This window comes from Prosthecobacter sp., assembly GCF_044378005.1.
Lineage (GTDB): Bacteria > Verrucomicrobiota > Verrucomicrobiia > Verrucomicrobiales > Verrucomicrobiaceae > Prosthecobacter.
On sequence record NZ_JBILYB010000164.1, the window covers coordinates 1 to 12,735 of the forward strand.

The window sequence follows — 12,735 nt, forward strand, 5'->3', positions numbered from 1 at the left end:
TGCCAGATGGGACACCAACCGGGACGACATCCTCACGCTCGAAGAATACCAAACGGGCCTCAAAGGCCAGTCCGACCTCGAATCACGCTACAAGAGCTTTGATCAAAACGGAGACGGCAAACTCACCCGCGCAGAGTTCACCGGTAAATGAATGTTTTGATCAAGGCACCTTCACCACACCTCAGCATGAGCCATCCTTGCTCTTTCCTCATCGCCCTGCTCCTCGCGCCGCTGGTCACATTGCACGCCGCCGAGCCTTTCCCGACTCCAGCCGCGCTGTGGAAGGACTACGATCCCAATAAGGGTGCCTTCAAAGAGGAGATCGTGAAGCAAGAAACGCGTGACGGCATCTTCAGCCGGGATTCCTTCATCAGCGCGTATGTGCTGGGAGAGGAGATCCGCGTTTACTGCCGCTACAAGGTCAAGACGGGTGCGGCAAAGGCTCCCGGTCTGCTGGTGGTGCATGGCTGGATGGGGGCAGCGGAGCCGGATCGGAAGTTTGTCGAAGATGGCTGGGCCGTGATGGCGCATGACTACTGTGGCAAGACGGGGACACGTCCGCACTTCACGAGGTATCCGGAGAAGCTGTGGCATGGGAACATGGATCGGACGGTGGCGGGACCCGTGCGGGCGCAGGATCTAGACGGGAAGCAAATCACCGATCCGAAACAGACCTCCGACTATGTGTGGTATGCCATCCAGCGGCGGGTGCTGAGCTATCTGGAGCAGCAGAAGGAGGTGGATCGCACGCGGCTCGGGGCGACGGGTTACTCGTATGGCGGCACGTTGATGTGGAATCTCGCCACGGATCCGCGTGTGAAGGCGGTCGCGGCTTACTTTGGCATCGGCTACAACGACTACTACCGCGACAAACAGGTCTGGCTCTACAACGTGCCTTACGTCGAGCCGCCGAAGTCTTCGGGTGAAGAGATCATCCTGGCTTCGATTGTGCCTGAGGCCCATGTGCCGTTCATCACGGCGGCGACGCTGTTTTTGAATGGCTCCAACGATCATCATGGCGGTCACGAACGCGGGCTGGAGAGCTTCAAGAAGTTCCCGAAGAACGTGCCGTGGTCCTTTGCGATCCAGGCCCGCGGACATCACGACACCGAGAAGATCGGGCACAACACCAAGTTCTGGCTCGAAAAGCATGTGCTCGGCAAAGATGTGGCCTGGCCGGAGCACGCGAAGTCTGAGATCCGTCTGGATGCCGAAGGCGTGCCGGAACTCGTCATCACCCCGGCGTCACCCGACACCGTGCGCAAGGTGGAGCTGTTTTACGCGCTCAAGAACCCATGCAGCTACGCCCGTGCCTGGCGTGACACGCCGAACGTGCGGCAGGGACAGCAGTGGATCGCCAAGATGCCAGTGCTCAATGTGGACGACTATGTCTTCGGTTACGCCAACATCACCTACGACACGACCATTGTGCGCTCGACCGACTTCAATGCGGCGATCCCTAGCAAGCTCGGCAAAGCGGTGGCCACCGACAAGCCATCGAGCGATCTTTCCGGCAGCGGTTACAGTGCCTGGAGCCACATCGCCGAGCTGGAAGGCCCCAAAGGCATCCAGGGATTTCGTCCTACGAACAACGGACGCGGTTCTGGCACCGAGCAGCTCCACGATCCCAAATGGCAGGCTCCGGCAGGTTCGCGGCTGCGCTTCAAGTTCTACTGCACCGAGCCGCAAACCGTGATCTTCACGGCTGCTGACCACAACACGGTCGAACTGGAGATCACCGCCTCCGACGACTGGCAGGAGATGACCATCGCCCCTGAGCGGCTCATCAACCGCCACAACCAAAAACCCATGTCGAACTGGTCGAGCGTGGGCAAAATCCATTTTCTACCCAAACAAGGCTCCGACCTCACCAAGGTGATCTTTGCCGATTTCAAATGGGTGCCGTAAGGCCGTCTTCGCGCAGACGTTTCGCAGCCAAGCCGACTTTTGAAGAAAACCGAGTCATGAATACCCGCCGCCAATTTATCGCTGCTACCGCTGGAGCTGCTGCTGTCTCGTCGAAGGCGGGCGCGGCTGAATCCAAGCCTGAGATTCGTTACTCGATGAATCCCATGCCGCCGAAGATCGGGCCGCACACGGGGACGTTGGATGTTTTTATCCAGAAGTTGAAGCCACGGGGCGAGGTGCCGCTTTCGTTTCTCAACGACGAGCATGCTGATCTCGCGGCATGGAGGGCAAAGGCTCGGGCGAAGATGCTGGAGCTGCTGCACTACTCACCGGAGCCGTGCGAGCCGCAGGCGAAGGTGATCTCGCGAAAGGACTGCGGCGACTATATTCGCGAAGAGATTCGCTTCAACACCACACCGGTGTTTCGCGTGCCGGGCACGGTTTTGATCCCAAAGGGGCTCACCAAGCCCGCGCCTGCCGTGGTGCTGCTGCATTCGCATGGGGCCTACTACTTGTGGGGCCGCGAGCGTGAACTGGAGGGCGATGACGTGCATCCCACGCTCATCGAGATGCGGGAATCCTACGGAAAGAAGGCCATCGGCACGGAGATGGTGCGGCGAGGTTATGTGGTGATCAGCATCGACATGTTTTTCTGGGGCGAGCGACGCATGGTGCTCGAAGACGATCCGCCCGAGTGGAAGGAACGTCCGGCGGACATCAGCAGTGAGTCGGTGGTGAAGTTCAACCAGCGCAGCAATGCCAGCGAGCAGCTCATGGGCCGCACCTTGCTCAGCGCAGGCGTGACGTGGGCGGGCATCCTCGCGTGGGACGACATCCGCACGGTGGACTATCTCGTGACGCGGTCCGAGGTGGATCCGCAGCGCATCGGCTGCGTGGGCCACAGCGTGGGCGGACTGCGCAGCGCTTATCTCGCGGCCTTGGATGATCGGATCAAAGCGGCGGTCGTGTGCGGATGGATGTGTTCATTTCCAAACCAGCTCGCCAAGCACGTCCGCAACACCATCGGCCACAGTAAGATCATCCCCGGCATCTACCGCCTCATGGATCATCCCGACATCGCCTCCCTCGCGATGCCGAAGCCGCTCCTGGTGATCAATGGCATCCAGGACCCGCTCTTCGAGCCCGATGGCGTCCGTGCCGCTCATGCTAAACTGGCGAAATGCTACGCCAAAGCCGGTGCGCCCGATCACTTCAAAGGCATCATCGAAGAACGCCCGCATGAGTTCAACGCCGAACGCCAGGCGGATGCGTGGGCGTGGTTTGATCAGTGGCTGTGAACCGAAAACAGTAGGCACAAGAATGGGGGCAAAAGAATGATGCTCTATTCTTCTGCCCCCATTCTCCTGCCTTCAATAAATCGTCGCAAACAGCACCAACTACATGATCTCCCGCTTCACCCACATCTTGAGCATCGCCTTTCTCATCACTGGCAGCCCACTTCATGCAAAAGTCCCGCCTGAGGTCGCGAAAGTGCTGCTGGAACAAAAAGCCGCCACACCTTTGCCCAAGCCCGAGGGTGACGTGGTGCAAGTGAAGACAGCCCCAGAGCTGGAGCAAGCCGTTCGGTTCATGAAATCGGGCCAAACCATCGTGCTGGCCGCAGGCGAATACCGCATCACTCACGACCTCGTGCTCGGGGCCAAGACCTCGGAGCCGTTGCGCAACATCGCCTTCCGTGGCGCGACAGGGAAACGCGAAGACGTCGTCATTCGTGGGCCGGGGCAGGAGAACACGGAGGGGAATCCACAAAGCTGTTTTCAATTCAACAACGTCGATGGTGCACTCGTCGCCGACATGTCCATCGGCGACTTCTTCCATCACCCCATCATGCTGCATGGCCGATTCGGCTGCCGTGCCGTGTGCATGCGCAACCTCCGGCTCTTCGATGCCGGTGAACAGTTCGTGAAAGGCACCAGCGGAGGCCCAGGCCGCATCGGAGCCAAAGACTGCATCGTCGAGCATTGCCTCATCGAATACACCGACATCGGACCCATCGCGAATCAGGGCTACACGCAAGGCGTGGACATTCACCGTGGCGACCGCAACATCGTCCGCGACTGCGTCTTTCGGAACATGCATGTGAAGCCGGGGCTGAGGTTCCAGCACGGCCCAGCCGTGCTCATGTGGAATGATTCGCGCGACTCCGTCGTCGAGCGTTGCGTCTTTCTCGATTGCGACCGCGGCGTCCAATTCGGCGTGAATGAAAAACCCAAAGACGGCCCCAGCGATCACTCCGGCGGCGTCATTCGGAACAACTTCTTCTACACCTCACGCCGCATCACCAATGCCGACGCGCCGATTCTAGCCTGGAACTCGCCCGGCACGAAGATTCTGCACAACACCATCCTCACCAAAGGCACCTGTCCCAACGCCATCGAGTATCGCTTCGCCAACACCAAGGGCGTCATCATCGCGAACAACCTGACCGACGCCAAAATCCTCTCGCGCAACGGAGCTGAAGCCGAGGTGTATGGCAATTTCACGCAGGCGACTCCCGCGATGTTTGCCGATCCCGCCGCGTGCGATCTGCATTTGAAATCGCCCGTCACCAGCATCGTCCGCGCCGCAGAAAAACTCCGCCCACCCCTGACCACCGCCGATTGCGCCGATGACTTCAACGGCCACTCCCGTCGCAAAGATGCCGCCAGCGACATCGGAGCCGCAGAACATCGAAGCACGCCCGCTGTGAAGGAGTAGCGGCATGGAACAAATGCCGTCACACCCTCCATTCTCATCGACGCCCTTCAGCGCGATTCTCACCAAACCATGAAAGCAATTCTCTCCGCCCTCCTCCTCGCTCCACTGACTACAGTTCTCGCCGCCGATGCTCCTGCCAAGGAGCAGAAGCCTGCACCTGAGCACCGGAAGTATGAGCTTCCCGTCGAGCCTGACGAGAACGTCGCGTATGGCCCGCATCGGATGCAGGTGATCTACTTCTGGCGGGCGAAGTCGGACCAGCCCACGCCGCTGCTCGTTTACATCCACGGTGGCGGCTGGCAGGGCGGCGACCGTTCTGTGGCTCGAAGCATGATCCTGCCAGCGCTGGAGGCCGGCATCTCGGTGGCGTCCGTGGAATACCGCACCATCAAAGACTCCACCGCCGATGGACTGGTGCCGCCCGTGAAGGGACCGATGCTCGATTGCGCCCGCGCCCTCCAGTTCTGCCGCAGCAAGGCCAAGGACTGGAACCTCGACAAAACCAAGGTCGCCCTCTCCGGCGGCTCCGCCGGGGCCTGCACGAGCCTGTGGCTGGCCTTTCACGATGATCTGGCCGACCCAAACAGCCCTGATCTCATTGCCCGCGAGTCCACTCGCGTCCTCTGCGCCGCTGTCTCCGGTGCGCAGACCACGCTCGACCCTCACCAGATGCGTGAATGGACGCCCAACAGCAAATACGGCTCCCACGCCTTCGGCATCGTGTGGGATGCGAAGAAGAAAATCGGCTCCTTCCAGATGTTCTACGACGCCCGCGAGCGCCTTCTGCCCTGGATCAAAGAATACTCGCCCTACGAACTCGTCACCCCCGGCGATCCGCCCGTGGGCCTCTTCTACAGCGCCCCGCCAAACCTCGGTCACGACGAAAAAGACCCCACCCACACCGCGAACTTCGGCGTGAAGCTCAAGGAGCACTGCGATGCTCATCAAGTCCCCTGCGACCTCGTCTATCCCGGTGCCCCGAACGTGAAGCACGCCACCGACAGCGACTACATCAAGGCCTACCTGCGGCCTGAGCTGAAGTAAGCCTTTAACACTCAGACAATGCTTTGAACATGAAACCTACCCTCACCCTACTCTCCGCTCTTTTCCTCGCTTCGCTGCTGCCGCTCACCGCAGCGGAGTTGAAGCTCGCCTCCGTTCTGGCCGATCACATGGTTCTGCAACGCGACAAACCCGTCGCCGTGTGGGGCTGGGCGGATGCGGGCGCAGAGGTCACGGTCGAGTTCGCCGCACAGAAGAAAACGTCGAAAGCCGACGCCAATGGCAAATGGCTCGTGAAGCTCGATCCCATGCCCGCGAGTGACCAGCCACGCGATCTCCTCATCTCTTCAAATCATAAATCACAAATCATAAGTCATAAATGCACAGACGTTCTCGTGGGCGAGGTGTGGCTCGGCTCCGGGCAGTCGAACATGGCGATGACAGTCGCGGGCTGTTACCACTTCGATGCGGAGAAAGCGGCGGCGAAGTTTCCGCTGATTCGCCACTATCGCGAAAGCTCCGGCCCCGCTGAGCAGCCGCAGGCCGAGGGCAAAGGCGCATGGCAGACATGCACGCCGGACACCGTCGGCGGCTTCTCGGCGGTGCTGTATTTCTTCGGACGCGAGATTCACAAAGAGGTCGGCGTACCTGTCGGTCTCATCAACACGTCCGTTGGCGGCACGCCGATCGAATCCTGGGTCGCCGCTGAGGTGCAGTCCTCCGATCCCGAGACGAAAACGAACTACGACACGCGGCTCGATACCTTTTTGAAGTTCGATCCTGCGCAGGCTCCCGCTTTGCATCAAAAGCAGCTCGCCATCTGGAAAGCCGCGTCCGAGAAGGCCAAGGCCAACGGCACGCCCTTCGTCGTCCCCGCGCCGAAGGACCCACTCGCGATGTGGAAGCTCAAAGGCGGCCCCGCAGGTCTCTTCAATGGCAAGGTCGTCAATCTCGTGCCCTACACGCTGCGCGGCATGTTGTGGTATCAAGGCGAAGGCAACGCCAGCAGCAATCCCGGCCTTTACCACAAGCAACTCACGCAACTCGTCACGAGCTGGCGCACGCTTTGGCAGGACGAAATACCCTTCGCGTGGGTGCAGCTTCCAAACTTCACCTCGCCCGGCGAAGGCTGGCCGCGCGTGCGTGAATCGATGCTAAAGACGCTCGCCCTGCCGAAGACCGGCATGGCCATCACCATCGACCTCGGCGACGCGAAGGACATCCATCCGAAAAACAAGCAAGATGTCGGCAAACGCCTCTCCTTCTGGGCGCTTGGAACCGTCTATGGCAAAAACGTCCCCGCCACCAGCGGCCCGCTCCCGGCAGGCTCGACCATCCAAGGCAGTGCCATCACCGTTTCCTTCAATCACACCGATGGTGGCCTCAAATCCATCACCGGCGGCCCGCTCACCGGCTTCCAGATCGCCGCCGCCGATCAGCAGTGGAAACCTGCCGAAGCCAAGATCGTCGGCGAGACCGTCGTCGTGAGCAGCCCCGAGGTCGCGCAGCCGGTGGCCATTCGTTACGCCTGGAAAGACTGGCCCGACTACAGCCTCGCGAATGGCGCAGGCTTACCCGCCTCGCCTTTCCGCACCGATGACTGGCCGGTGCCTGCGGTGAAGAAGTGAGTTCAGTTACCTGCTGTCGGCATTCTCCGCTCATCTCGACCATTCACTCTCCCCATCTTCATGAAGCGACTCATCCTCTCACTGCTCCTGCTCACCAGCATCGCCCACAGTCATGAACCAGCAGCACCCGCGCCCAAGGGCACTGGACTCAAAGTGCTCGTCTATTCCAACACCGGCTACTATCGCCACCCCGAGACGCCGAAAATCAATCGCTGGCTCGTGTTGCTCGGTCATGAGAATGGCTTCGAGGTGGACGTGACGGAGCATTGGAAAGACATGCGCGCCGAGGAGTTGAGCCGCTACGACGTGCTCGTGCTCAACAATGCTAACGAACTCGACAAGGTGCTGCCCGAGGAGCAGCGCAAATCGGTAGAGGAATGGTTCACCAAGGGTGGCAAAGGCATCGTGGGACTGCATGCCGCGCTGGTGCATCAGACGAAGTGGCCGTGGCTGAATGCGCTCGGCGGATGCGACTTCAATAGCGACTCCGACTTCAGCAAAGCCAAGGTCACCATTGAGCCTGCCGCGAAGGATCATCCATCCGTCAAAGACCAACCCGCCGAGTTCTGGATCGAAGCTGACTGGACCAATCACGATCACGCCGTCACCGGCCAGCCCGGTTTCAACGTCCTCATGCGCGTGGACGAGACCACTTACACGCCTGTGCGTGATTACTTCAAAACCCGCAACGGAAAGCCCATGGGCGCGGATCATCCCATTGCCTGGACGCACGAACCCGCGACTGGTGGCCGCTTCTTCTACACGGAGTTCGGCCACGACCTGCGCTCGCTCAGCACACCGTTCGCACGCCAGCACATCCTCGAAGGCATCAAATGGGCTGCGAAGATGACGCCGACCGCACAGAAGGAAAAGTGACCATGAAGCACCTACTCACAATCGTCACCGCGTTGCTTTTCACTCAACTGACGCACGCCGAACCCAGCGCCGCGCTCATGCAGCGCATCCTGAAGGCCGCCGACAAAAGCAGCGACGGCAAGCTCAGTCTCGAAGAATATAAACCGCTGGATGTGCAGGCGAAGCATCACGGCGATGAGCATTTCAAAGCAGGTGACAAGAACGGTGACGGATTCATCGACGCCACTGAACTCGCTGGCGCACTCAAAAAGCAAACGTGGTTCGCCATTCTCAGCGAAGGCATCGAGCCTTGCTTTGCCAGGATGGATTCGAACAAAGACAATAGACTCGATGCCTCGGAGTATCGCAAAATCTCCAAGATGGGTCATCACAGCGAGCAGCACTTCAAGGGCGCGGATGCCAACCATGACGGCTTCCTCGATCTCACCGAGTTTACCGCTCACGCGGAGGGAAAGCTCAAGCGAGTCGAAACTGGCGTGACGACGAGGAAGTCAAAGAAGTAACACGTTCCTACATAGCCCGCTGGCTTCCCTGATTCTATGAAACCCTCGCTCACACTGCTCTGCGCTCTTTTCCTCACTTCGCTCCTGCCGCTCACCGCAGCGGAATTGAAGCTCGCCTCCGTCCTGGCCGATCACATGGTTTTGCAACGCGACAAGCCCATCGCCGTGTGGGGCTGGGCTGATGTGGGCGAAACGGTGACGGTTTCCTTCGCCGGTCAATCGAAGTCGGCCATCGCCGCTGCCGATGGCAAATGGTCGCTCACGCTTGATGCCATCGCGGCTTCCGCAGAGCCGCGCACGCTGACCGCCACAGGCAAAGAAGGGCGCAAGGTCGAAGTGAAGGACGTGCTCGTGGGCGAGGTGTGGCTCGGCTCCGGCCAATCAAACATGGAGATGAGCGTGAAGGCTGCGAATCACTTCGATGCTGAGCAAGCCGCCGCGAACCTCCCGCTGATACGCTACTACAGCGACACCAATGGAACTGCCGCGAAACCGCGGTCCGAAGGCAAAGGCGTGTGGCAGGTGTGCTCCCCGGCGACTGTCGGTCGCTTTTCTGCCACGCTCTACTTTTTCGGTCGCGAGATTCATCGCGAAGTCGGTGTGCCCGTGGGCCTCATCAACTCCTCAGTCGGAGCCACGCAGATCGAATACTGGATCCCCGCAGAGGCTCAGTGCGCCGACCCGGAAACCAAGGCCAACTACGACACCTTCATGAGAGGCTACACCTCTTTCGACGAGGCCAAGTTCACGGCCAACTACGAGAAGCAGATGGCTGTCTGGAACGTTGCTGCTGAGAAAGCCAAGGCAGACAACAAGGCCCCTCCGGCCCGGCCAACGGATGTCCTCGCCATTCGCAAACGCAAAGGCCCGCCGGCCGGCCTCTTCAACGGCAAAGTCTTCAACCTCGCGCCCTTCACCCTGCGCGGCATCCTTTGGTATCAAGGCGAGAGCAACTCCGCACTCCCAGGCCCCAACAAAAGTCATCTCTACCACAAGCAGCTCACGCAACTCGTCACGAGTTGGCGCACGCTCTGGGACGATGAATTGCCCTTCGCCTGGGTGCAGCTCCCGAACTTCACCGCTCCCGGCGAAGGCTGGCCGCGCATCCGTGAGGCGATGCTGCAGACGCTCGAACTGCCGAAGACCGGCATGGCCATCACCATCGACATCGGCGACGCCAAAAACATCCATCCCACCAACAAACAGGAAGTCGGTCGCCGACTTTCCCTTTGGGCTCTCGGCACCGTTTACGGCAAAGACGTGCCCGCCATCAGCGGTCCGTTGCCCACCAGTTCATTGATCAACAGCAACACGATCACCGTCACCTTCAAGCACGCCAGTGGCGGACTGAAGACCAAGGACGGCGGCCCTGTGAAGGGCTTTCAGATTGCCGGTGCCGACCAGCAGTGGAAACCCGCCGCCGCTAAACTTGATAGCGACAAGGTCATCATCAGCAGCCCCGACATCGCCGCACCCGTCGCCGTGCGCTACGCATGGCAGGATCTGCCCGACTGCAATCTTTACAACGCCGCCGACCTCCCGGCCTCCCCCTTCCGCACCGACGATTGGCCTGTGCCGACGGTGAAGAAGTAAATCAAGACACCCCGATGAAACGCCTTCTCGCACTCTCCATTGGCCTGCTGCACGCACTGCTTCCTGCACTGCATGCCGCCGACACTCCGGCCAAGCCCACAGCCGCCACACCACCCGAGTTTGCGGCCATCACCGATGATCCCAAGCTGCCGCGTGTGCTGCTCATGGGCGACTCGGTGTCCATCGCGTATGCCTTGGAGGTGCGGAAGCTGCTCGCGGGCGTGGCGAACGTGCATCGCGTGCCCGCGAACTGCGGCTCGACGAAAGTGGCGGTCGGTTACTATGGCCTCAAACGCTGGCTGCCGGACGCGAACGAGAAATGGGACGTCATTCACTTCAATCACGGCCTGCACGACCTCTCGTATCGTTTCGCCGATGATCGCGATAAGAACGACAAAGGTGACTACGCCTCGCCGACGAACGGCGGGCATCAAAACGTGCCGCCGGGCGAGTATGAGAAGAACCTGCGCCAGATCATCGCGCGGCTGAAGCAAACCGGCGCGAAGCTCATCTTTGCCAGCACCACGCCCGTGCCCGAAAGCGATGCCGCGAAGTATGTGAAGGACTCCGAGCTGCCCTACAACGAGATCGCGAAGAAGGTCATGACCGAGGAAGGCGTGACCTGGAATGACCTCTGGTCGCTGGTGAAACCCCGCCAAGCCGAGCTGCAAGGCAAGCGCAACGTCCACTTCATGCCCACGGGCTCCGCCGTGATGGCGAAGCAGGTTGCGGAACAGATTCTTGCGGCGCTGCCCAAGAGCAACCCTTGATCTCCCATCATCACATAAAGCTCAAAATTATTCACCGAAGCAGCCGAGCAGGATTTCGCCGCTCCATTCTCTTCGTCAGACAACACACCAGCCACAGACCACCCATGAAACCCCTTCCGCTCACCTCACTCTGCCTCTTCACCGTTGCTATTCTCGCGACCTCATCCGCCAGGCTCAACGCCGCCGATGCGCCATCTTTGTTTGACCGCAAGAACATCGCCGCATTGTGGATCGTGCCTTACGACGCGAAGAAGCGCGGTCCCGAGGAACGGGCGCAGATGTTGCAGGAGCTTGGCTTGACCAAGCTCGCCTACGATTGGCGCGCCGAACACGTCCCGACATTCAATGCCGAAATCGAGGCAATGCAGAAGCACGGCATCGAAATCACCGCGTGGTGGTATCCAGCACGAAATCCGCAAATCCTCGATGCCATCAAGAGCCACGGCATCCATCCGCAGCTTTGGGTTTGCGGCTCACGCGCTATTACAACAACGAACGATGCCGAGCGAATCGAAGCTGAGGCGGCACGCATCCGGCCCATCGCGGAGGATGCGGCGGCGCTCGCTTGTAAAGTGGGGCTCTACAATCATCGCGAGCCGTGGTTTGAGGAGCAGGATCATCAAATCGCCATCATCGAGCGGCTGAAGCGCGACGGGATCACGAACGTGGGCATCGTTTTCAATTTTCACCACTGGCGCGGCTCGCTGACAGAGTTCCCTGCTCTGTTCAAACGCATCCAGCCTTATCTGATCGCGGTGAATCTCAACGGCATGAGGGCTGACACCACACAGTATCCCGGCGTGCGCTACATCGGCTCCGATGAGTCGGAACTGGAGATGATCCGTGTCGTCGAAGCGAGCGGCTGGCGCGGTCCAATCGGCATCATCCACGAACGCGGTAACCTCGACGCCGCCGAAGGAATCAAGGGCAACCTGCAAGGCCTCGAGTGGGTGCAAAAGGAATTGCGTCAATCCGGATCAGGCGGGCCTAAGCCGCAGGAACCCACGCCACCCGCCAAAGTGCTGCCCAAGCCAGCGCCCTCCACGAATCCGCAACCCGACACGAAGAACTCCAAGTGAGACACGCACTCATCACTGAACCCCTTGATCCCCATGGCCGCTAGGAGGCGGACGAGGACTAGTCGAAAAAGCAAATACCTATCAGTCCCTGTTGAAACGTCCAATTCCATGAAACACACCCTCACACTCCTCACCACCCTCCTTCTCGCACCGCTGGCCGCGCTGCACGCCACCGACATTGAACTCACCGAGACGGTCCAGCTTCCAGAATGCCATAGTGTCAACTGGGTGCGTGATTGGGTGAAAAATCATCCTGAGTTGGTCGGCGGAGGCTGGGAGCAATTGCACGATGCATCCAGGCCGACGGCGGAGAAGGCGGCTCCCCGGAGTTGGGTCTGGAACATCTCCGAGGCTCAATGGCGCGAGGCCGTGAAGCAAAAGGGCGAAGGCAAACGCGAGGAGGTGAAACTCCAGCTATGGCTGCCCGCTGGCGTGGAGGTCGTCAAAGGCGTCGTCACCATCTCCGGCCACGGCAGCGGCGAGTCACTCTACCGCGACCCCGAACTGCGGAAAATTGCGAGCGAACTGCGCCTCGCGATCTTCAAATTCATTGGCAACCCGATGCAACGAGGCTTTTGGCCGAAGAGCTTGCTTTACCAGCAGCTCAAAGAGTTTGGCGTGAAGACGAAGCACCCGGAGTTGGAACATGCGCCGTTGT

11 protein-coding genes are annotated in these 12,735 nt (G+C 60.1%); all 11 read left to right on the plus strand.

Going from position 1 to position 12,735, the window contains the following annotated elements:
- The first annotated feature begins 186 nt into the window (after positions 1-186).
- Positions 187-1,908, plus strand: a complete 1,722-nt coding sequence (locus tag AC6FTP_RS22345) for an alpha/beta hydrolase family protein (protein WP_497209128.1) — start codon at positions 187-189, stop codon at positions 1,906-1,908.
- Positions 1,909-1,964: 56 nt separating this feature from the next.
- On the plus strand, positions 1,965-3,206 hold the full coding sequence (locus AC6FTP_RS22350) for a dienelactone hydrolase family protein (RefSeq protein WP_497209129.1): 1,242 nt from the start codon (positions 1,965-1,967) through the stop codon (positions 3,204-3,206).
- 103 nt (positions 3,207-3,309) lie between these two features.
- Positions 3,310-4,626 carry a right-handed parallel beta-helix repeat-containing protein gene (locus AC6FTP_RS22355; RefSeq protein WP_497209130.1) on the plus strand — a complete coding sequence of 439 codons (1,317 nt, stop codon included), beginning with the start codon at positions 3,310-3,312 and terminating at the stop codon, positions 4,624-4,626.
- Between the two features lie 69 nt (positions 4,627-4,695).
- On the plus strand, positions 4,696-5,670 hold the full coding sequence (locus AC6FTP_RS22360) for an alpha/beta hydrolase (protein ID WP_497209131.1): 975 nt from the start codon (positions 4,696-4,698) through the stop codon (positions 5,668-5,670).
- 29 nt (positions 5,671-5,699) lie between these two features.
- The gene (locus AC6FTP_RS22365) at positions 5,700-7,256 is read left to right on the plus strand and encodes a sialate O-acetylesterase (RefSeq protein ID WP_497209132.1); all 1,557 of its coding nucleotides are present in this window, start codon (positions 5,700-5,702) and stop codon (positions 7,254-7,256) included.
- A gap of 60 nt (positions 7,257-7,316) precedes the next feature.
- Complete coding sequence (locus AC6FTP_RS22370; RefSeq protein WP_497209133.1) at positions 7,317-8,132, plus strand: ThuA domain-containing protein; 816 nt, start codon at positions 7,317-7,319, stop codon at positions 8,130-8,132.
- Between the two features lie 2 nt (positions 8,133-8,134).
- Positions 8,135-8,635 (plus strand): EF-hand domain-containing protein, encoded by a 501-nt coding sequence (locus AC6FTP_RS22375; protein WP_497209134.1) that lies wholly within the window; start codon positions 8,135-8,137, stop codon positions 8,633-8,635.
- Between the two features lie 36 nt (positions 8,636-8,671).
- The gene (locus tag AC6FTP_RS22380; protein WP_497209135.1) at positions 8,672-10,228 is read left to right on the plus strand and encodes a sialate O-acetylesterase; all 1,557 of its coding nucleotides are present in this window, start codon (positions 8,672-8,674) and stop codon (positions 10,226-10,228) included.
- Between the two features lie 14 nt (positions 10,229-10,242).
- Positions 10,243-10,998 carry an SGNH/GDSL hydrolase family protein gene (locus AC6FTP_RS22385; RefSeq protein WP_497209136.1) on the plus strand — a complete coding sequence of 252 codons (756 nt, stop codon included), beginning with the start codon at positions 10,243-10,245 and terminating at the stop codon, positions 10,996-10,998.
- Between the two features lie 104 nt (positions 10,999-11,102).
- Positions 11,103-12,077, plus strand: a complete 975-nt coding sequence (locus tag AC6FTP_RS22390; RefSeq protein WP_497209137.1) for a sugar phosphate isomerase/epimerase family protein — start codon at positions 11,103-11,105, stop codon at positions 12,075-12,077.
- A 108-nt stretch (positions 12,078-12,185) separates the two neighbouring features.
- Positions 12,186-12,735: hypothetical protein (locus AC6FTP_RS22395; RefSeq protein WP_497209138.1), on the plus strand; the 550-nt coding region annotated here is incomplete at its 3' end.

Bases quoted from the DNA above. Each gene is read 5' to 3' on its own strand.
- AC6FTP_RS22345 (WP_497209128.1), top strand. From the start codon at position 187: ATGAGCCATCCTTGCTCTTTCCTCATCGCCCTGCTCCTCGCGCCGCTG.
- AC6FTP_RS22350 (WP_497209129.1), top strand. From the start codon at position 1,965: ATGAATACCCGCCGCCAATTTATCGCTGCTACCGCTGGAGCTGCTGCT.
- AC6FTP_RS22355 (WP_497209130.1), top strand. From the start codon at position 3,310: ATGATCTCCCGCTTCACCCACATCTTGAGCATCGCCTTTCTCATCACT.
- AC6FTP_RS22360 (WP_497209131.1), top strand. From the start codon at position 4,696: ATGAAAGCAATTCTCTCCGCCCTCCTCCTCGCTCCACTGACTACAGTT.
- AC6FTP_RS22365 (WP_497209132.1), top strand. From the start codon at position 5,700: ATGAAACCTACCCTCACCCTACTCTCCGCTCTTTTCCTCGCTTCGCTG.
- AC6FTP_RS22370 (WP_497209133.1), top strand. From the start codon at position 7,317: ATGAAGCGACTCATCCTCTCACTGCTCCTGCTCACCAGCATCGCCCAC.
- AC6FTP_RS22375 (WP_497209134.1), top strand. From the start codon at position 8,135: ATGAAGCACCTACTCACAATCGTCACCGCGTTGCTTTTCACTCAACTG.
- AC6FTP_RS22380 (WP_497209135.1), top strand. From the start codon at position 8,672: ATGAAACCCTCGCTCACACTGCTCTGCGCTCTTTTCCTCACTTCGCTC.
- AC6FTP_RS22385 (WP_497209136.1), top strand. From the start codon at position 10,243: ATGAAACGCCTTCTCGCACTCTCCATTGGCCTGCTGCACGCACTGCTT.
- AC6FTP_RS22390 (WP_497209137.1), top strand. From the start codon at position 11,103: ATGAAACCCCTTCCGCTCACCTCACTCTGCCTCTTCACCGTTGCTATT.